Annotated in this window: 21 protein-coding genes; 12 read left to right on the top strand and 9 right to left on the bottom strand. The window is 53.4% G+C overall.

All coding sequences use genetic code 11. The annotated features are described in order from the left end of the window. Positions 1–220: 220 nt before the first annotated feature. Positions 221–823 carry a glutathione transferase GstA gene (gene gstA, locus CUZ56_RS10490; RefSeq protein WP_126980355.1) on the bottom strand — a complete coding sequence of 201 codons (603 nt, stop codon included), beginning with the start codon at positions 821–823 and terminating at the stop codon, positions 221–223. 181 nt (positions 824–1,004) lie between these two features. Continuing rightward, on the bottom strand, positions 1,005–1,523 hold the full coding sequence (locus CUZ56_RS10495; RefSeq protein WP_126980356.1) for a chorismate--pyruvate lyase family protein: 519 nt from the start codon (positions 1,521–1,523) through the stop codon (positions 1,005–1,007). Between the two features lie 327 nt (positions 1,524–1,850). Between CUZ56_RS10495 and CUZ56_RS10500 the strand changes: the two genes are divergently transcribed. Together CUZ56_RS10500 and CUZ56_RS10505 are read left to right on the top strand one after the other, a co-directional pair. Beyond that, positions 1,851–2,987, top strand: coding sequence for a Dyp-type peroxidase (locus CUZ56_RS10500; RefSeq protein WP_126980357.1), 1,137 nt, complete (start codon positions 1,851–1,853; stop codon positions 2,985–2,987). Positions 2,988–3,047: 60 nt separating this feature from the next. Continuing rightward, positions 3,048–3,863 carry a family 1 encapsulin nanocompartment shell protein gene (locus CUZ56_RS10505; RefSeq protein ID WP_126980358.1) on the top strand — a complete coding sequence of 272 codons (816 nt, stop codon included), beginning with the start codon at positions 3,048–3,050 and terminating at the stop codon, positions 3,861–3,863. Between the two features lie 131 nt (positions 3,864–3,994). On the opposite strand, the gene CUZ56_RS10510 is transcribed toward CUZ56_RS10505, so the two are convergent. Then, positions 3,995–4,942 (bottom strand): LysR substrate-binding domain-containing protein, encoded by a 948-nt coding sequence (locus CUZ56_RS10510; protein WP_126980359.1) that lies wholly within the window; start codon positions 4,940–4,942, stop codon positions 3,995–3,997. Between the two features lie 39 nt (positions 4,943–4,981). Here CUZ56_RS10510 and CUZ56_RS15790 point away from each other — a divergent pair, with 39 nt between their 5' ends. The 6 genes from CUZ56_RS15790 (at position 4,982) to CUZ56_RS10535 (ending at position 10,685) form a co-directional block, all read left to right on the top strand. Beyond that, positions 4,982–5,143: a hypothetical protein gene (locus CUZ56_RS15790; protein WP_162615324.1), complete on the top strand. Its 162-nt coding sequence runs from the start codon at positions 4,982–4,984 to the stop codon at positions 5,141–5,143. A gap of 92 nt (positions 5,144–5,235) precedes the next feature. Further along, a complete protein-coding gene (locus CUZ56_RS10515) occupies positions 5,236–6,456 on the top strand; it encodes an MFS transporter (RefSeq protein ID WP_126980360.1) in 1,221 nt (406 codons plus the stop codon). Between the two features lie 119 nt (positions 6,457–6,575). Beyond that, a complete protein-coding gene (locus CUZ56_RS10520) occupies positions 6,576–7,784 on the top strand; it encodes an acyl-CoA dehydrogenase (protein WP_126980361.1) in 1,209 nt (402 codons plus the stop codon). 169 nt (positions 7,785–7,953) lie between these two features. Continuing rightward, positions 7,954–9,213, top strand: a complete 1,260-nt coding sequence (locus CUZ56_RS10525) for a CaiB/BaiF CoA transferase family protein (protein ID WP_126980362.1) — start codon at positions 7,954–7,956, stop codon at positions 9,211–9,213. 164 nt (positions 9,214–9,377) lie between these two features. After that, a complete protein-coding gene (locus CUZ56_RS10530; RefSeq protein WP_126980363.1) occupies positions 9,378–10,169 on the top strand; it encodes an alpha/beta fold hydrolase in 792 nt (263 codons plus the stop codon). 105 nt (positions 10,170–10,274) lie between these two features. Beyond that, complete coding sequence (locus CUZ56_RS10535; RefSeq protein ID WP_126980364.1) at positions 10,275–10,685, top strand: cupin domain-containing protein; 411 nt, start codon at positions 10,275–10,277, stop codon at positions 10,683–10,685. On the opposite strand, the gene CUZ56_RS10540 is transcribed toward CUZ56_RS10535, so the two are convergent. From CUZ56_RS10540 to rimO, 3 genes are all read right to left on the bottom strand, one after another. Then, positions 10,677–11,468, bottom strand: a complete 792-nt coding sequence (locus CUZ56_RS10540; protein ID WP_126980365.1) for a DUF6714 family protein — start codon at positions 11,466–11,468, stop codon at positions 10,677–10,679. The two genes, CUZ56_RS10535 and CUZ56_RS10540, sit on opposite strands and share 9 nt — an antisense overlap. Before the next feature lie 78 nt (positions 11,469–11,546). Further along, positions 11,547–12,293 carry a helix-turn-helix domain-containing protein gene (locus CUZ56_RS10545; RefSeq protein WP_126980366.1) on the bottom strand — a complete coding sequence of 249 codons (747 nt, stop codon included), beginning with the start codon at positions 12,291–12,293 and terminating at the stop codon, positions 11,547–11,549. Between the two features lie 93 nt (positions 12,294–12,386). Continuing rightward, positions 12,387–13,751 carry a 30S ribosomal protein S12 methylthiotransferase RimO gene (rimO, locus tag CUZ56_RS10550; RefSeq protein ID WP_404948036.1) on the bottom strand — a complete coding sequence of 455 codons (1,365 nt, stop codon included), beginning with the start codon at positions 13,749–13,751 and terminating at the stop codon, positions 12,387–12,389. A 205-nt stretch (positions 13,752–13,956) separates the two neighbouring features. On the opposite strand from rimO, the gene CUZ56_RS15795 reads away from it, so the two are divergent. Together CUZ56_RS15795 and CUZ56_RS15800 are read left to right on the top strand one after the other, a co-directional pair. After that, entirely contained in the window at positions 13,957–14,097 is a 141-nt protein-coding gene (locus tag CUZ56_RS15795) for a hypothetical protein (RefSeq protein WP_162615325.1), read from the top strand. 247 nt (positions 14,098–14,344) lie between these two features. Next, positions 14,345–14,500 carry a hypothetical protein gene (locus tag CUZ56_RS15800; RefSeq protein ID WP_162615326.1) on the top strand — a complete coding sequence of 52 codons (156 nt, stop codon included), beginning with the start codon at positions 14,345–14,347 and terminating at the stop codon, positions 14,498–14,500. 167 nt (positions 14,501–14,667) lie between these two features. On the opposite strand, the gene CUZ56_RS10555 is transcribed toward CUZ56_RS15800, so the two are convergent. Both CUZ56_RS10555 and fumC read right to left on the bottom strand, forming a co-directional pair. After that, the gene (locus CUZ56_RS10555; protein WP_126980368.1) at positions 14,668–15,024 is read right to left on the bottom strand and encodes a hypothetical protein; all 357 of its coding nucleotides are present in this window, start codon (positions 15,022–15,024) and stop codon (positions 14,668–14,670) included. Positions 15,025–15,293: 269 nt separating this feature from the next. Next, a complete protein-coding gene (gene fumC / locus CUZ56_RS10560) occupies positions 15,294–16,685 on the bottom strand; it encodes a class II fumarate hydratase (RefSeq protein WP_126980369.1) in 1,392 nt (463 codons plus the stop codon). 194 nt (positions 16,686–16,879) lie between these two features. Between fumC and CUZ56_RS10565 the strand changes: the two genes are divergently transcribed. Together CUZ56_RS10565 and murI are read left to right on the top strand one after the other, a co-directional pair. Next, the gene (locus CUZ56_RS10565; protein WP_126980370.1) at positions 16,880–18,403 is read left to right on the top strand and encodes a fumarate hydratase; all 1,524 of its coding nucleotides are present in this window, start codon (positions 16,880–16,882) and stop codon (positions 18,401–18,403) included. 157 nt (positions 18,404–18,560) lie between these two features. Next, entirely contained in the window at positions 18,561–19,472 is a 912-nt protein-coding gene (murI, locus tag CUZ56_RS10570; RefSeq protein ID WP_239442405.1) for a glutamate racemase, read from the top strand. A gap of 96 nt (positions 19,473–19,568) precedes the next feature. Here the strand turns inward: murI and CUZ56_RS10575 are convergent, their stop codons facing one another. Next, a complete protein-coding gene (locus tag CUZ56_RS10575; protein ID WP_126980371.1) occupies positions 19,569–19,952 on the bottom strand; it encodes a Rid family detoxifying hydrolase in 384 nt (127 codons plus the stop codon). Positions 19,953–19,971 lie beyond the last annotated feature (19 nt).

Here is a 19,971-nt window from a genome sequence, read left to right on the forward strand (position 1 = left end):
CTTTTCATCAGGGAGCCTTCCTCTCATCATGCTTTGCAGCTGCGCTGTAATTCAGCGAAGACATGAACTATAGCACCCTTCATTCATCATTGTCAAGTGACTATCTTCTCCCTGACTTTTACTATGCTATTCCATCCAATGCCTTCCTCCCCCCTTTCAACGCTCCCAAAAAAGAAAAAGCCCCTTGGCAGGGGCTTTTGTCAATTGGAAATAAGAAAGGTTACCGCTTTTCAGCTTTCAGCGCTTCCTGCACTGCCGGACGCGCTTTTACCCGGTCAATATATTCGTTCAGATTTGAAAAATGGTCCAGCGGGACATTCAAGCCTGGCGCCCAACGGGTCACAGTGAACAGATAAGCATCGGCAACACAGAATGCATCGCCCATCAGGTATTGTTTGCCTGCCAGTTGCGCATCCACCCATTTGAAACGCACGGACAATTTGTCTATGGCAAACTGTTTGGCTTCTGCCGGCATAGAGGCGTTAAACAGGGGGCTGTAGCTTTTATGTACTTCTGTGCCAATGTAGTTCAACCATTCCATGGCACGGTAACGTGGCATGGAACCAGCTTCAGGCATCAGTCTTTTGCCCGGAACCTGATCGGCAATGTATTGCAGAATAACAGCGCCTTCTGTCAGACGCTCGCCATTATCAAGTTCAAGAATAGGTACATAGCCTTTGGAGTTAATGGCATACATGTCTTCGCCGGCTTTGGTTTTATGTGTTTTCAGGTCAACCAATACCAGCTCAAACGGAAGGCCTGCTTCATGCAGCGCGATAGATGAGGCCAGTGAACAGGTTCCCGGTGAATAATAAAGTTTCATGATCATTTTCCTTTTAATTCTCAGTGGCTTTACTTTTTACAAGACAGGGCAGATTCCCCGTTTTTTACATCAATAAGCTTCTATCGTATACCAGCCGATAGCGATTGTCAGCCCTATGAGGAACACCCGCAAACACCGCAATGTTTATCTTTGATGTTATTACAACAAACCGCTTGTTTTTTTACATGAAGTGCTCAATCCGAGGCAAAAATGATTCCATCATTAACAATGCATGGCCGTTCAGTTGGAACACAGAACGGCGGCAATAGCGTAATGCGTCTGGCGTACAGCACTGCTGATAAATCGGGGCTGACAAGGGCTCTGCGTTGTATTCAAACGGGGTTCTCTGAAAAGTGGGAGCTTGTGTGCCAAACAATGTCTGTCCCAAAGGCGACTCTCCCCGATCCAGCATGCTCAGCCACGGTGAGTCCGGTACGTTGCGGCATTCACTGCGCGCCTGCACCACAGGCACACCGTCCAGGCATAAAAAGACTTCCCGCATCCATGTGGAATGCTCCTGGGAAAATATGCCATGCTCAGTAGCTTTATCTGCTTTCAAGGCCAGCAACTGCACTGAAAAAGCATGTGGCCTTTTTTTCAGCATGCCAGTCAAGGATTGTTGCACCGCCAGATTTTTGATTTTAGATGTGAAGTGACGAGGAACCTCCTGCTGCCAACTGACTAAACCAATATCCATCATTCCATTACCAATTTAAAACCGTTTGATTGTGCCACCCGAATTTATTCCCTAGCCCACCTCATGGTTACGCTCAATAAGCACCATGCTCATTGATATTTTCTGGTGGCACTTCAATGCTTTTATTATATTTATGATGCAGCAGCGGCCAAATAGGGCAAATACCAAGACAAATACATACACACATTCAACGGGCTCTTAGCCTGAATAACAAGGACTTGTGCATAGACGTTAAACTCAAACACGATGGCGGCATAAAGTCAGAATAATTCATGCTGCCCATTATGGCCGTTGCGCTGAAAATTCAATATGAAAGAAGCCTCAAACATCATGAGTACAACAAATACTGCACAACCATCCATTGCAAACGAGCATCAGCCAGTGACTGACCCGGCCGGGTTACATGCCATTTTCATTGTGCTCAATATTGCACAAAGACCTGAAAGCGCCTCTGCGGTCAGAGGGTTCTGCGAAGATTTTGCGGCACTGATCCGAAGCGCCAATTTGCGTGACGCCAGCCGCAGCGTCAGAGCGATTATGGGGTTTGGCGCCAACGCCTGGGACCGTTTATTCGGCTCACCCCGCCCGGCCAAACTGCATGTTTTGCCTGAATACCGGGGCGATAAACATACAGCGCCGTCAACGCCTGGAGATATCTTTTTCCACCTGCGCGCCAACACCATGGATTTGTGTTTTGAACTGGCGCGCCAGATCATGGTGAAACTCGGCGGTGACGTTGAGCCGGTTGATGAGGTGCACGGCTTTCGCTACTTTGACGCCCGCAGCATGGTGGGTTTTGTCGATGGGACGGAGAACCCCACCGGCGATGAAGCCTACGAATTTGCTGTCGTGGGTGAAGAAGACCCGGAGTTTTCGGGCGGCAGTTATGTGATTGTGCAGAAATATCTGCACAACATGGATGAATGGAACAAGCTGCCTGTTGAAGAGCAGGAGCGCGCGATTGGCCGGCGTAAATTTGACGATATTGAACTGGACGACGACGTCAAACCTGCCAACGCGCACAATGCCGTCACCAACATTGCAGATGAAGATGGCAATGAACTGAAAATCGTGCGTGACAACCTGCCTTTCGGCAGCCCCTCTACAGGTGAATTTGGCACCTATTTTCTGGGCTATGCTCGCAACCCAGAAGTTACTGAACGCATGCTGTCCAACATGTTCATTGGCGACCCACCGGGAAACTACGACCGTTTGCTGGATTTCAGCACCGCGATCACGGGCACATTGTTTTTTATTCCTTCTGTTCCTTTGCTGGAGAGCCTGGCCGAGCGCGAGTCGCAAGCGATTACGCCGACAGAAGCACCGATCATTACACCCGAAGATGTCGCAGAAAATCCTGCCCCTGTGGCGCCTGCCGCACCGACAGCCTCTGCGGCCTCTGCATCCAAAAATACCGATGGCTCATTGAGCATAGGGTCGCTGAAGCAAAATCCGCAAAATATTTGATGAACGTTGTTCAAAACAAGATTAACTGATCTAAAGCCTTTGCGCACAAGGAGAATGAATATGAATAATCTGCACAGAGAACTTGCACCTGTTTCTGATGAAGCCTGGGCGCAAATTGAAGAAGAAGTTGTTCGCACCTTCAAGCGCAACCTGGGCGCGCGCCGCGTGGTGGACATCAATGGTCCGCACGGCGCTAAATTTACTTCGGTAGGCACCGGACACCTCAAGCCTCTGAAAACCTCGGATAAAGAAGTGATCACCTATCAGCATGAGGTTCTGCCACTGGTCAAGCTCCGTGTGCCCTTCACACTGAACCGCGAAGACATTGATGCGGTGGAGCGCGGATCAGACGATTCCGACTGGCAGCCTGCCAAAGATGCCGCCGAAAAACTGGCTTACGCAGAAGACCGCATCGTTTTTGAAGGCTTCTCCAACGGGGGCATGGAAGGTATGCGTGCCGGTACCTCCAACCCGGTACTGACGCTGCCCAATGATGCAGACGACTACCCCGATGTGATTGCTGCGGCTTTGAAACAACTGCGCTTAGCCGGCGTGGAAGGTCCGTACGTCATCGTTATGGGCGCCGAAGCCTACACCCGCCTGAGCGAAGCCAGCGACGACGGCTACCCGGTCATCAGCCACATTCGCCGCCTGGTCCCGGCAGACATCGTCTGGGCTCCGGCAATTCAGGGCGCATTCATCCTGTCGATGCGCGGAGGTGACTTTGAACTCAGCCTGGGGCGCGATCTGTCCATTGGCTACCAGAGCCATTCCGATGAAAGCGTCAAGCTGTATCTGGAAGAAACGCTGGTGTTCCGCCTGCTGACCAGTGAGGCGGTGGTCGCTATCAATTCTGCAGCACCGCGCAAAAAATAAGCGCCTACAGCTCTGGAAAAATTTTCAGAGCCTATAAAAAGTGAAGCGGGGCATTGATGCCCCGTTTTATTTTGTCCAGCAATATAGATTTTGCCCGCCGCTGCATGATGAGTCAGCGTGGTAAAAGACACTTATTTCTGCTCGGAATACGCTTTCAATTCATCTTGCAGCCATTGCTGAAAGCGCTGCAAAATCTTGCTTTTCTGGTGCTGCTCAGGCACCACCAGATAATAATTCCGGTAGCCCCAGCGCTTGGCCTTGCAGGCTTTGATCAGCTTACCTTCCTGCAATTCCTCTGCCACCAGCAGTTCCGGCACCAACGCCACCCCCAGGTTATGAATGGCACTGGCCACAATCATCGCAAACGATTCATAACGCGGGCCACGGGTGGAGAATGGCTGTGCCGGCGGTATCGTTCCCTGTGCAACAAACCAGCGCCGCCAGCCATCCGGCCGCGAAGTGATCTGCAACAGGTTGCTTCCGATCAGATCAGCCGGCTCCAGCATCTTCTTTCTGCGATTGCCGATGCGCTCCCGAATCTCGGCCATGTAATCCAGGCTGCACACAGGCACCACTTTTTCTTCCATCAGCAGCGTGGTCGTTACCCCCGACCAGGTATCCATCACCTCCGGCTCTCCGCAGAAAAGCGCGGCGTCAAACCGGGTCTGGGAAAACAAAAACGGCTTTGAAAAGGCGTCCATATGGATCACCATTTCCGGGAACAACGCCTTCAAAGACCCCAGCCGTGGAATCAGCCAGGTGGTCGCAAATGTGGTCATGGTTGCCAGATTCAATGCCATGCCGCTCTGATAAGCCATGGCATCCAGCGTATCGAGCTCAAGCGCCCCCAGCCTGGCAGCAACCAGGTTGGCATAATCTCTTCCGGCCACAGTCAACTCAACGCCATGGCGCGTACGGCGGAACAGCCGGATCTGCATGAACCGTTCTAGTGATGCAATCTGCCTGGATATGGCGCCCTGGGTTAGCCCCAGCTCTTGGGCTGCGCGCGTGTAGCTTTCATGCCGGGCAGCCGCATCAAAACATAATAAAGCTTGAGTGGATGGGATATTTCTACGCATAGATGCCCTCTATTATGCAATGCCAGCAGGGCCTATACAATGATTTTCCTCAATAGTTGGCTATCTGGCGTATCATTTTGCCTGTCGGATGCGGAAATTCAGGGCTCTTTTTCCATGCCAGAACTGCTCGTACCAACGGCTCAATGGCAGCTTGAAATGATTGACCGTTTTTCTCTCCCTTGGCAGCAAGAGTACGATTAACAGCCCCAAAGGCGTCGGCAATAGCCCCAAAGCACTCAGAATGTTTAGGCCATTGCACTGTATATCCCCCCGCATACACGGCCCTGATCCATATGTTTTTGCAAAAACTCAAAAGCTCATCACTGTTCAAAGGACCCCAGCCAGGCGCGACCGCATCCCCGGTCATTATCTGGTTTATCGGTTTTTTTGCTTTTCTGGATGTGTACGCCATTCAGTCCATCCTGCCCATGATCAAAGCCGATTTTGACACCACGGCCACCCAGGCCGGTATGGTGGTGGGCGTCACCCTGTTTGCCATGGCGGCCGTATCACCTTTCATGGGACTGGTGTCGGACCGCATCGGGCGCAAAAACGTATTGTGTTTTGCACTCATTGCGCTGACCATTCCCACCGCACTGATTCCTTTATGCACCAACCTGTATCTGCTGATGCTGTTCCGCTTCTGCCAGGGGCTTGCAGTGCCGGGCATCGTTGTGGTCACCATGGCCTATATTGCAGAAGAATTCCCGCCCACCAACATCGCCCGCATCACCACGGCCTATGTCAGCGGTACAGTGATGGGCGGCTTCAGTGGCCGCTTCATTACCGGGCACGTCAGCGACTGGATTGGCTGGCGCGGCGGATTCCTGGTGCTAGCAGCCATCAACCTGATGGGCGTGATCATGGTGTTCAAGCAACTCCCGCCATCACAAAAGTTCAAACCCAGCACCAACTTTCATGCCGGTCTGGTCACGCTGTCGCATCACCTTAAAAACAAGCGGCTGCTGGCAGCCTGCGCCGTCGGGTTCTGCGTGCTGTATTCGCTGGTGGCCAGCTTCACCTACATCAACTTCGTACTCAACCACGAACCCTTCAACCTCAGCACCGCCGGGCTTGCCAATGTGTTTGCTGTTTACCTGATTGGCGTTTTCGTCACGCCGCTGGCCGGGCGGCTCATCAGCAAACTGGGCAGCCAGCGAGTGCTGATCATGGCGCTGGTGTTTTCATCTGCAGGCATCTGCATTACGCTCATTCCCTCTTTAACGGTCGTCATTCTCGGCCTGATCATTTGCTCGTCAGGCGTGTTCGTCTGCCAGTCAGCCTCGATCGGCTTTATTGCAACCAATGTGGATGAAGGCCGCTCACTGGCTTCAGGCATTTACAATTTGTCATACTACTCGGGCGGTGCCATCGGCGCCTGGCTCGCAGGGCTGGCATTTGAAGCCTGGGGCTGGCCAGGCTCTGTTGCCAGTATCGTTGCCATGCAGTGCCTTGCCATTGTCATTGCCTGGACCTGCTGGAAACCGGTGCCTGCAAAAACCTTAGCAAGTTAGGAACCAGTTGTTCCCCCTGCTTTGCCAAAAAAGAGAATAAGCGGTATTATTGCCGGTTACAGACTGGGGCCGCGGTATGGCCAATCCGGTTATGTTTAAAAAATAAATGGAGACTTTTTATGGTTAACGCTACGCAGCACGCCACATTTCAGTGGGACGATCCTTTTTTACTTGACCAGCAGCTCACAGAAGAAGAACGCATGATTCGCGATGCGGCTGCGGCCTACGCACAAGATAAACTGATGCCGCGTGTACAGATGGCGTTCCGTGAAGAAAAAACCGACCCGACCATCTTTCGTGAAATGGGTGAAATGGGCCTGCTGGGCCCGACCATTGCCCCAGAATACGGTGGCCCCGGCCTGAACTACATTGCCTACGGCCTGATCGCCCGTGAAGTCGAGCGTGTCGACTCCGGTTACCGCTCCATGTTCAGCGTACAGTCTTCGCTGGTCATGGTGCCGATTGACGCGTTCGGCTCTGAAGCCCAGAAACAGAAATACCTGCCCAAACTGGCTACCGGCGAATACATCGGCTGCTTTGGCCTGACCGAGCCCGACTACGGGTCTGACCCCGGCAGCATGGTGACCCGCGCCCAAAAAGTGGCTGGCGGTTACAAACTGTCCGGCGCCAAAACCTGGATCTCCAACAGCCCGATTGCTGACGTATTTGTGGTGTGGGCCAAGGAAGTTGACGAAAAAGGCAACACCGGCCCGATCCGTGGCTTTATCCTTGAAAAAGGCTGGAAAGGCCTGTCCGCTCCCGTCATCCACGGTAAAGTCGGCCTGAAAGCCTCCATCACCGGCGAAGTCGTCATGGACGAAGTCTTCTGCCCCGAAGAAAACGCATTCCCCGAAGTCCGTGGCCTCAAAGGCCCCTTCACCGCGCTGAACAGCGCCCGCTTTGGCATTGCCTGGGGTGTGCTGGGTGCGGCTGAATTCTGCTGGCACACATCACGCCAGTATGTGCTGGACCGCAAGCAGTTTGGCCGCCCGCTGGCAGCCAACCAATTGATCCAGAAAAAACTCGCCGACATGCAAACCGAAATCGCCTTGGCGCTGCAAGGCTGCCTGCGGTTTGGCCGCATGAAAGACGAAGGCACCGCTTCGGTGGAAGCCACCTCCATCCTCAAACGCAACTCCTGCGGCAAAGCACTTGACATTGCACGCATGGCACGCGACATGATGGGCGGCAACGGCATCTCCGACGAATTCGGCGTTGCACGCCACCTGGTCAACCTGGAAGTTGTCAACACCTACGAAGGCACACACGACATCCATGCCCTGATCTTGGGACGCGCACAAACCGGCCTCGCGGCTTTTGCCAACTGAAACCGCTGACAACAGGGCGCTGTCAAAAGTGTCCTGCTGAACTTTGAGGGGCACACGCCCCTTGAAGCGCAACCGATTCCATAACAAACATACAGGCAGGCAGTCCGCGTTCCAATATCGTCTGGCTGGCTGCTGTTCGCCTGGTCAATCATCTGATTGGAGACAAGGCATGACAACTTCTACCGCCGCCTCCGGTTCTGCACTGGCAGGACTGCGCGTTTTAGACCTTTCCCGCATATTGGCCGGCCCCTGGTGCACCCAGATACTGGCCGACCTGGGCGCCGATGTGATCAAAATTGAGCGGCCCAAAGTAGGAGACGACACACGCCAGTGGGGCCCTCCCTTCATTGCCGACGAAAACGGCGACCCGACCCAGCTTGCCACCTACTTTCTGTGCTGCAACCGCAATAAACGTTCTGTCGCGGTGGACATCTCCACCCCAGAAGGCCAAAAACTCATCTCCGAACTTGCCAAGCAAAGCGACATCGTCGTTGAAAACTACAAAGTCGGCGGCCTGAAACAATACGGGCTGGACTATGAAAGCCTTCAAAAACTCAACCCGCGCCTGATCTATTGCTCCATCACCGGCTTTGGCCAGACCGGCCCTTACGCGCCGCGCGCCGGGTATGACCTGCTGATTCAGGCTTCCGGCGGCCTCATGAGCATCACCGGCCAGCCCGATGATGCCCCAGGCGGTGGCCCGATGCGTACCGGCGTGGCCGTGATTGATATCCTCACCGGCATCTACGCCAGCACGGCCATTCTGGCAGCAGTGGAATCGCGCCACAAAACCGGCAAAGGCCAGTATGTGGATATGGCGCTGCTGGACGTTTCCACCGCCATTCTGGCCAACCAGGTATCGGCCTACCTCAACGCCGGGCGCGACTCGGTGCGCCAGGGCAATTCGCACCCCAGCATCGTACCGTACCAGACCTTCCCCACCGCAGACGGCAACATGCTGCTCGCTGTAGGCAACGACGGCCAGTTTGAACGCTTTTGTGGCGTGATCGGCAAACCCGAATGGGCCAAAGACGAACGCTTTGCCACCAACAAGGCACGCGTCATCAACCGTGAGGTACTGGTGCCAATGATCTCGGAAGTCACCCGCACCAAAGCCACGGTGCAGTGGGTTGACGCGCTGGAAGGCAAAGCCGTACCCTGCGGCCCGGTCAACCAGATGTCTGACGTGTTCAAAGACCCGCAGGTGCAGGCCCGTGGTCTGCGTGTAGAACTGCCGCCCACCCAGGTCGATGGCGTCACCACCGCACCGGTTTACACCGTGGCCAGCCCGGTACGCCTGAGCGATACCCCGCCAGTATTGAGTTCACCCCCGCCGGCGCTGGGGCAGCATACCGACGAAGTGCTGCAATCCATTGGCATATCCAAAGACACCATTGCACAGCTTAAAAGCCAGGCCATCATCGGTTAGTCAACCCGCCCGTTCATTCCATACGCATGTTTGCATTGCCTATCACATGCGTATGGAAGAACCCTGCACAGACCTCTTTCCAAAAAACACACGCTCCTTAGAGCAGGGGTTGAATAATTCATATTGACCTTCATCTAATTATTTTAAGCAGACGGGTCATCTCCATGCGCCTTCCCACCTTTTCCTTGCTGGGCTCCGGCCCTACCATTCTGATGCTGCACGATGCATGCGGTACTGCGCAGAGTTTTGCCCCACAGTCAGAAGATTTTGCCAACTTGCGCTGGCGCTCTGTTGCATGGAACATGCCCGGTTATGCGGCCAGCGTGCCGCAGGAGCCATATTCGGTACAGACCATGGCACGCAGTTGCATCCAGCTGATTGAAGCGCTGCAACATGAACAACAACGCCCGGTGGTATTGCTAGGCCATGGCATTGGCGGCATGATCGCACTGGAAGTTGCTTTGCGCCGTGCTGATCTGGTTGATAAACTCATCCTGGCAGCCACCCTGCCAGCGGTAAAAGGCAATGCACGCGAAGCCCATCTGACGCTACAGGATAATAGCGCACAGGCGTTGAATAGCGGGCAGACCATGCCGCAACTGGCGCGCCGCATGCTGCTTTCTTATACCGCACCCCAGGCCGATGCTGCGGGCGTTGAGCTTGCCATGCGCTGCATGAGCGACATCCATCCGCGCATTTACCAACTGGCACTGCAAGCCCAGTTGGCATTTGACCGCAGCAATGCACTCACGCAAATCCAGTGCCCGACATTGTGGATCACCGGCCGGCAGGACCCGCTGATTCCTGCCGCACAAGCCTATGCCATGGCACAAACCATGCACAACGCACGTTATGTAGAACTTTCAGAAAGCGGGCACTTCGTCAACCTGGAGGTTCCTGAACAATTCACCGAACTGGTAATGGATTTCATTGCCCCACCTGTTACAAAAACCTGAATTTGGGGGCGTTTTCAATTCAATTGCCAAAAGCGCAATTTTGTACAATCCCAAACCGCAGTGCGTGCCTACACTGAAAACACCATTTTTCAGAAAGGCACCTACATGCAAACACAAAACCTGTTTGAACAATTCAGCTCAGGCCAATGCCATCTGCCCAATTCACCCGACTCACCCGATTCAACCACCAACTGCGCTACACTGCCGTGGCACAAACACCCACAGTTTGAAGGCGTTGAACTCAAGCACCTGATCACCGCTGCGCATACCCACGGGCAATTCAGCTACCACCTGGTACGCATCGCGCCAGGCAAACGCATCGGGCTGCATACGCACCCAACACAACTGGAAACACATGAAGTCATCGCCGGAACCGGCCAATGCATCACCGAAGGCAAGCAGATCACTTACCGCCCCGGCACACTGGCTGTTTTACCTGCAAAACAGCCGCACGAAGTGATTGCCGAAAAAAACGGCCTGTACCTGCTTGCCAAATTCATACCTGCGTTATGTTGACAGCTTGAACCCTTCGCTCTCTTTGTAAAAACGCTTCCAATACGTGGTCATGGCTGTATAGGCAGCCTCATGGTAATCAGCGCCTATAATACCAATTGGATGTATCATCATTAACGCAAGAAATTGACAGACCACTTCTTTTTGTTGCAATGAAAAAAGTTGGAAGCGCTCATTTCTTTCTTGACATGGTGAGGAAAGAGTAACCAAAATCATATGTATGGACCATGAAAAATCCATATTGGTAGCCCCTTTTTCTACACCACTATTTTTTAATGCAAACACCATGTATGCGGGAAGATAATAGCGTATCCCTATTTCATCTAGAAAAAGCAACGCTTCTGCATGATGCACGATCTCACTGTCGGGAACATCCTGCCAGCACTTATCCACATCAAACAAAGCTACAGATACAAACTCATTATGCGCACCACCCTTATCCAAAACGCCTGCCTGAGAAAGTGAAATGCCCCCTTCTCTGGAAACACCATGAAATACCTGCTCTATCTGCTTAAGTGTTTGAGAAACTTTTTTTTCTAACTCTTTTATCCATGATGTCATTTCTTTTTCTTGAAGTACACTCGCAACCAGCCTTCGAGCTGATAAACGTTCTTCAAACACATTGAAATTTGTCGATATCAGATTCAAATATGCTTCATCTGCCATATGCTCCTCTAACTGCGCAGCATGAGAGCATAGCCATTGGTCAAACGCTTTGTAAGGCATTTCCCCTAATGCAAACTTCTGAAAGTACATCTGCATACCTTGCGGTAGACTCATCGGCATATAAATCCCCTTGGATAAAAATTCTTGACCTCCACATACCCACTCGAAATACAACCATGTCCACTTGACTAAGCTGTATTACTCCGGATATCCGGTTGATAACCTGATTGGTATGAAGACCCGCTTATATGCGCAGGGGGTTAATCCTAACAGATGTTTAAAATGCCGGGTCAGATGGCTCTGGTCATAGAACCCGGCATCCTGCGCAACACCCGCAATGGCGCCATTTTGCTCCAGCAGGCGCTGGGCCTTTCTGACCTTGCCCTGAATCTGAAACTGGTGCGGCGTCAGCCCGCATTCGCGCTTAAACTTCCTGATCAGGTGGTATTTGCTCACACCCACTTGCGCAGCCAACCGCTCCAGCCTCATTTCTGCATCCCCCGCGCTTTGCTGCAAATGCTTCATTTCCAGCAAAAGTCTAGGCGTATGAAAATGCACCTGCTGCCATGCGCATATCGCTTCAAGCGCTTGGCTGAACCGTTCTATGCAACCAGCCTGCAAATGATCATGTCTAAAAACACAGGAAAACGCCTGCTGCAACACGCCCACAACAGTGGGCATATGTTCCTGCTGCATCAGGTCGGTATGAACCGACAGTGACAGCATGTCATATGCAGATACAGGCGTGATGGCGTGCGCTTCATACGGTGCAATCCAGAACATCTGTCCAGGTAAAATTCTGCGTGCCTGCTGCCGGTGTTCCAGCATAACCCCGCCAGCCAGAACCATTCCCACCGTGAATGTGCAAGCATGGTTATGCTCAGGATAAGCAACATGGCAGTCCTGCAGATGAATCAGCTCCAACTGCCCGCAGCGGTAATACATGGCACCCGTTATTATTCAGAATAGATGCTGTTCATTGTATACTCATACAACACCACCGTACCCTGCCAACACGGCATTCGTGACAGCACAGCCTCAGATCGGCCTGGCAATCAGGTCGTGTCCCTGCGCATCCACAATCACCGCCTTGGTGAACTCGCCCACATGCAGCCGCTTACTGATTTTTTCCGGCGGCAGCAAATGCACCACGCCATCAATCTCAGGCGCATCGGCATAGCTGCGGCCACGCCCGCCCTTTTTGCCCAGGCCCGGCGCATGGTCTACCAGTACCTGCATCGTGGCGCCAATGCGTTTTTGCAGCTTGTTTACCGAGACCTCTTCGGCCACCTCCATAAAGCGTGCCTGCCGTTCCTCCCTGACCTCCTGCGGCAACTGCCCCGGCAGTTCATTGGCCTTGGCACCTTCCACCGGCGAATAGGCAAAACAGCCGGCGCGGTCAATCTGCGCCTCGTGCATGAAATCCAGCAGGTACTGAAATTCGGCTTCCGTCTCGCCCGGAAACCCGGCGATGAACGTGCTGCGAATCACAATTTCCGGGCACATGCTGCGCCAGGCCTGAATCCGCTCCAAGTTACGCTCGCCGCTGGCCGGGCGCTTCATGCGCTTGAGCACATCAGGGTGCGCGTGCTGCATTGGCACATCCAGATACGGCAACACCAGCCCCTGCGCCATCAGCGGAATCACTTCATCCACACTGGGGTACGGGTACACATAATGCAGCCGCACCCACGCGCCATAAGGCTCTGCCAGCGCGCCCAGCGTCTGCACCAGTTCCAGCAGGCGGCTTTTCACCGGGCGGCCTTCCCAAAAGCCGGTACGGTATTTGATATCCACACCATAGGCCGATGTGTCCTGGCTTACCACCAGCAGCTCCTTCACACCGGCGTCAAACAGCTTTTTCGCTTCGGTCAGCACATCACCAATCGGGCGTGATACCAGCGTGCCGCGCAAATCCGGAATAATGCAGAACGTGCAGTGATGGTTACACCCCTCGCTGATCTTTAAATACGCATAATGCCGGGGCGTGAGCTTGATACCCTGCGGCGGCACCAGGTCGGTAAACGGGTCATGCGGCTTGGGCAGATGCTCGTGCACCACATCCATCACTTCCTGCAGTGCATGCGGCCCGGTCACAGCCAGCACGCTGGGGTGCACCTCTTTCACCCAGTTGCCGCCCTTGTCATTGGTGCGCGCGCCCAGGCAACCGGTCACAATCACCTTGCCGTTTTCGGCCAGCGCCTCGCCAATCGTATCCAGACTTTCCTTCACTGCATCGTCAATGAAACCACAGGTATTCACAATCACCAGATCAGCCCCGGCAAAACTGGGCGATGTCGCATACCCTTCGGCACTCAGTTGCGTCAGGATCACTTCGGAATCGGTCAGGGCTTTCGGGCAGCCTAAAGACACCCAGCCAATGCTTGGCACAGGATTTGGCACTTTGTTGTTCATACGTGGGAATAATCAGCTGATACGTTGCTTTGCATTGTAGCCATTTTTCCATGCAGCCCAGCCGGCTCATCATTTAAGACCACGAAAACCAATTCCGACCACCCCCATCTATTTTAAGGATTTTTCAAAATATACATGTTATATTCACATATAATTATATATTTAGTTACATGAAATTTTGATAGGATTTACAATGATTGAACTCTTACCAGAGCTTTTATCTAAAAAAAACAGAACAGAACCCCTGGGAAAAGCCGGAACCTTCTTCTTTAAACTCATGCTGGTTCTGGCCGCGCTTCTTGTCATCGGCATGGTGGTATTGAAGTTTATTTAAGGCACCTAAAACATACAGGCAAAGTACAAAGCATTCATGGTTGAAATACTGTGTGCATCCATAGTTGAGCTTTTCTATTTCTGCATTGTGAAGCCACTGAACTGGTTGACACGGGGCACATCGCGCTCGCCCTGGTGGCCTATCCTCATCACGGCCATCATTGCGACCACCGCCGGTTTTCTTATCATCAATAAAGTGTCATAAATACGCTGCGCATACCAACCGCCAACCAAAGGAACACGAGACCATGTCTATCATCGAATGGATTATCGATTTTTTCATCGATATTTTTTCGCTGGGTCGCAAAAACGATGATGAAAGCAACCCGCTGGTCAGGCTTCTCATCACCGGTGCAGTCATCGTGGTTGTCGCCGTGATCGTCTGGATGATCATTAAAAAATAAGCCTTTGACTGTCTTTATCAGTATTCTTTGGCGACTGAACACTTATCTGCTTATTGTTTAGGCTGATATTTGCCATCTGCCCATATTGCCGCCATTCTGGCGCAGAACCCGTTTTTTATTGAGGCCTTTCATTCAGTGACACGGCGAAATTAACTGTTGATGGCGTTTTATTTAAAAAAAGAAAATATGAATACCAGTACATACCGTATGACAAGAAGCGCCAGGATGATAACGCCTATGCCGATCACGATGGAGCCAAAGAATGAAAGGTCTGCGCCATCAACGACAAAACGTTCTGCTTCACAAGGGTTGAAGTAATCCCTACCCAGGCAACGCAATCCACCAGTATCCAGATCTCCACCTAACCTGGCGTAAATTTTTATCAAAACACCAGTCAATATAAAAAAAAGTGTGACACAAAATGCACCAAAACCATAACTTCCATTTTTCGACGTTTTGTTAATTAGCCAAACGAGCGTAAACAGAAGACCGAACCATATGATCGCGAAAATAAATGAAAGCATTTTTTAAACACAAATGGGTGTAGAGGGCCACTTAGCAGCCACTTATATTGCAGTGAATTTATCCGGATTGTAGTGTGTTTTTTCAGAGAATTTCCGTAAAAACTGTTTAACCAGATGAAGGCGATCTTCTGTGGCGTATAGTCCTGCCCCCCCCCCCGAACTTGAATGATTATGCTGGGTGCAGAATCATACGCCCCAACATACCAAAACAACAATGGGGCAGCAACCGGACATTGCGCCCCATCGGATAGCGGCTCTTAAATACAGGTTTATTGGCGGCCACCCACCATGTCCTGCGGCTTCACCCAAGCGTCAAACTGCTCAGCCGTCACATAGCCCAGCGCCAGTGCAGCTTCGCGCAGGCTGCTGCCTTCCTTGTGCGCCTTTTTCGCAATCTGCGCTGACTTGTCATAACCAATATGCGGGTTCAGTGCCGTCACCAGCATCAGCGAACGCTCCAGCAAATCAGCAATGCGTTCACGGTTCGGTTCAATGCCCACCGCGCAATGGTCATTGAAACTCACAATGCCATCGGCCAGCAGATTCACGCTGTGAATAAAATTCCATGCCACCATCGGCCTGAACACATTCAGCTCAAAATTGCCCGATGCACCGCCAAAATTAATAGCCACATCGTTGCCAAACACCTGGGCGCACAACATGGTGACCGCTTCGCTTTGTGTCGGATTCACCTTACCCGGCATGATGGATGAGCCCGGCTCGTTTTCCGGAATGCTGATTTCACCAATACCGCAGCGCGGGCCACTGGCCAGCCAGCGCACATCGTTGGCAATTTTCATCATGCTGGCAGCCAGTGTTTTCAGCGCGCCATGCGCGTTGACCATCGCGTCGTTGGAAGCCAGTGCCTCAAACTTGTTGGGGGCCGTCACAAAAGGCAGGCCTGTCAGCCCGGCCAGTTCTTTGGCTACGGCTTCAGCATAGCCCTTGGGCGCATTCAGCCCGGTACCCACCGCTGTACCGCCCAGCGCCAGTTCGCACAGGTGGTTCAGCGTCAGCTCAATATGCAGCTTGCAGTGTTCCAGTTGCGACACGTAGCCCGAAAATTCCTGCCCCAGCGTCAAAGGCGTGGCATCCTGCAAATGGGTGCGCCCGATTTTGACAATACCGGCAAATGCCTCTGACTTGGCTTTTAACGTGGCATGCAGCAAATCAATCGCCGGCAACAGCTTGTGGCTGATGGCATCCACCGCCGCCACATGCATGGCGGTAGGGAACACATCGTTGGACGACTGGCTCTTGTTCACATCGTCATTGGGGTGCACCAGGCGGCCTTCGCCACGTTTCCCCCCCAGCAGTTCACTGGCCCGGTTGGCAATTACCTCGTTCACGTTCATATTGGTCTGCGTACCGGAACCGGTCTGCCATACCACCAGCGGAAACTCCCCCGGATGCTCCCCTGCAATAATCTCGTCGGCTGCGGTCACAATAACCTGGGCTTTTTTCTCATCCAGCAGGCCCAGCGCATGATTGACCAGCGCAGAAGAACGCTTCACCTGTGCCAGCGCCCTGATTACCTCCGGCGGCTGGCGGTCGCCGGCAATCTTAAAGTTCTGCAACGAACGTTGTGTCTGCGCCCCCCACAACCGGTCAGCAGGAACCTCAATCGGTCCAAACGTATCTTTTTCAATTCTCGTATTCATCAGTGCGTCTCCTGTGCTGGCTCAAACTGCCAGGCACAAAGTTTGTCAAAATAGCAAATGTTTCATGCGCTACTATACACGCCGGCTGGTTTTCTCTCCAATGCGGCACCAGTCATCGCAATGCCAGCATTGTTTTAGCTTAAAAGCGGCCCGCGTGTTGAATCGTCAATAACCATACAACCCACGGAAATATCATGACTACCATCAAGCAGGAAGATCTGATCGAAAGCGTCGCCGGCGCCTTGCAGTACATCAGCTACTACCACCCGGCAGACTTCATTGCACATCTGGCACGCGCTTACGAGCGTGAAGAAAGCGCCCCCGCCAAAGACGCCATTGCGCAAATACTCACCAACTCGCTCATGTGCGCACAGGGCAAGCGCCCGATCTGCCAAGACACCGGCATTGTCAACGTGTTTGTCAAAATCGGCATGGATATCCGCTTTGAAGGTTTCACCGGATCTTTCAATGACGCCATCAATGAAGGCGTGCGCCGCGCCTATACCTGCCCGGACAACGTGCTGCGCGCTTCGGTACTGAACGACCCCATTTTTGAGCGCAAAAACACCAAAGACAACACCCCGGCGGTCATTCATGTGGAAATGGTGCCGGGCAACAAGCTCGACATCATTGTGGCAGCCAAAGGCGGCGGCTCGGAAAACAAGAGCAAAGTCATCATGATGAACCCGAGCGACTCCATTGTTGACTGGGTGCTCAAAACCGTGCCCACCATGGGTGCTGGCTGGTGCCCGCCCGGCATTTTGGGTATTGGTGTGGGTGGCACGGCAGAAAAAGCCGTATTGCTGGCCAAAGAAGCGCTGATGGACGACATTGACATGTACGAATTGCTGCAACGCGGCCCGCAAAACAAACTGGAAGAACTGCGCATTGAACTGTACGAAAAAGTCAATGCACTGGGCATTGGTGCGCAGGGCCTGGGTGGGCTGACCACCGTGCTCGATATCAAAATCAAAACCTACCCGACGCACGCGGCATCCAAACCCGTGGCGATGATTCCCAACTGCGCGGCCACCCGCCATGCCCACCTGACGCTGGACGGTTCCGGCCCGGTCTACCTGACCCCGCCCAGCCTGGACCTGTGGCCCAATGTGCACTGGAAACCCGATACCCAGAAAAGCAAACGTGTGGACCTGAACAAACTCACACCCGAAGAAGTCGCCAGTTGGAAGCCCGGTGACACCCTGTTGCTGAACGGCAAAATGCTCACCGGCCGTGACGCTGCGCACAAACGCATTCAGGACATGCTTGCCAAAGGCGAAAAACTGCCAGTGGACTTTACCAACCGGGTTATCTACTACGTCGGGCCGGTAGACCCGGTGCGCGACGAAGTGGTCGGCCCGGCAGGCCCCACCACCTCCACCCGCATGGACAAATTCACCGAGACGATGCTCAGCCAGACCGGCCTGATTGCCATGATCGGCAAGGCCGAACGCGGCCCAACTGCCATTGAAGCCATCAAAAAGCACAAGAGTGCCTACCTGATGGCCGTGGGCGGGGCCGCTTATCTGGTATCCAAAGCCATCAAGGCCGCCAAAGTGGTTGGCTTTGCCGACCTGGGCATGGAAGCCATCTACGAGTTTGACGTGCAGGACATGCCGGTCACTGTCGCAGTTGACAGCTCCGGCACCTCGGCCCACATTACCGGCCCGCGCGAGTGGCAAGCCAAAATCGGCAAAATCCCGGTAGCCACCGCCTGAAACTGATCGAAAACCGGTCTTGCGCCAGCAGTTGTTGCTGTTTGACTCCAAGCAAATAGCAAACACTGCTGGCATTATTTTTTTAGCGTTCCCTCATACAGACTGTCAAATGCGCGGATAATCTGCACATGGCCTGTTTTGTTCCGGCACACGCACCATGCAGTCGACTGATCCACTTTTTATCCAGCAGCAACCCGCCACCAACAGCACTTCCAGCACTGCTGTACCCTGCCCCAACCCCGATACCCTGCCACCCATCGGCGTGTTCGATTCCGGCATCGGCGGCTTGAGCATTCTGCGCGCGCTGTTGCAAACCATACCCCAGCGCCGGTTTGTCTACCTGGCCGATACCGCCTACGCCCCCTATGGAGAACGCGGCGACGCCTACGTGATCGAACGCTCGCGCACCATTGCCCGCTGGATGCACGATACTCAACACACCTGCGGCCTGGTCATTGCCTGCAACACCGCTACGGCAGCAGCCGGTAGTACCCTGAGAAATGAGTATGGCGAAAGCTGGCCCATTGTCGGGGTGGAGCCCGGCATCAAACCTGCGGCACAGCTCAGCCAAACCGGCCGCATCGGCATCATGGCTACAGCCGGTACGCTGAACAGCGCCAAATACCAGACGCTGATACGACGCATTCACGACAGCACGCACATTCCGCTGCAACTGTTCCCTTGCCCGTGCGATGGCCTGGCCGAAGCCATTGAACACCACCGCACCGAACAAATAGAGACGCTGGTTGAACGCTACGCGGCACAGTTAAAGGCTTTATCGCCGGATGTGGTGGTACTGGGCTGCACCCATTACCCATTGATCAGGGACCGCATTGCGCAGGCTTTGCCTGGAATACACATTCTGGATACCGGCGCTGCCGTTGCCCGCCATGCGCAAACCGTATTTTCAGCCGGCAATGGCGCCACCACGCCCCCGGCCATCAGCAAGACAACTAGCGAAACGCCCTCACTTCACGTATGGACCAATGAAACCCCTGCACTGCTGAGCCAGGCATTAAGCCGTTGGCTGCCGGGCACACCTGCCCAGGTGCATACATGGTCTTCTTAAAATCAGAACACATGCGCCAGCCGACACACCAGACTTGATGCCTGCCGTTTGAGCATCATGTTACTGGCAAATAGCCGTGGTAGCTCAACACACAGGTCAGGCTTTCGGCCTGCGCGCAACCATCTCTATTTCAACCTCCGCCCCCAGCGGCAGGCCACCAACCTGAACCGTGGTTCTGGCCGGGTAAGGTTGTGAAAAGTTCTTTTCATACACGGCATTCATCACCGCAAAATTGCCCATATCCAGCAGGTACACGTTGACCTTTTGCACATCGTCCAATGTCAGCCCTGCTGCCTGTAGAACACTTTTTAGGTTGTCAAAACACAGTTGCGTCTGCTCGGCAACGCCACCCTGAATCAACTTGCCGGTAACCGGGTCTATCGGCGTTTGCCCCGATAAAAAGAGCAGCCCTTCACTTTCCACCGCGTGCGCATAAGGCCCTGTGGCCACAATACCCGAAGCCGTTACAGATTTTCTCATTGCGTACCCTTTCTATAGA

It is taken from the genome of Saezia sanguinis (assembly GCF_003991585.1).
Classification (GTDB): Bacteria; Pseudomonadota; Gammaproteobacteria; order Burkholderiales; family Burkholderiaceae_C; genus Saezia; species Saezia sanguinis.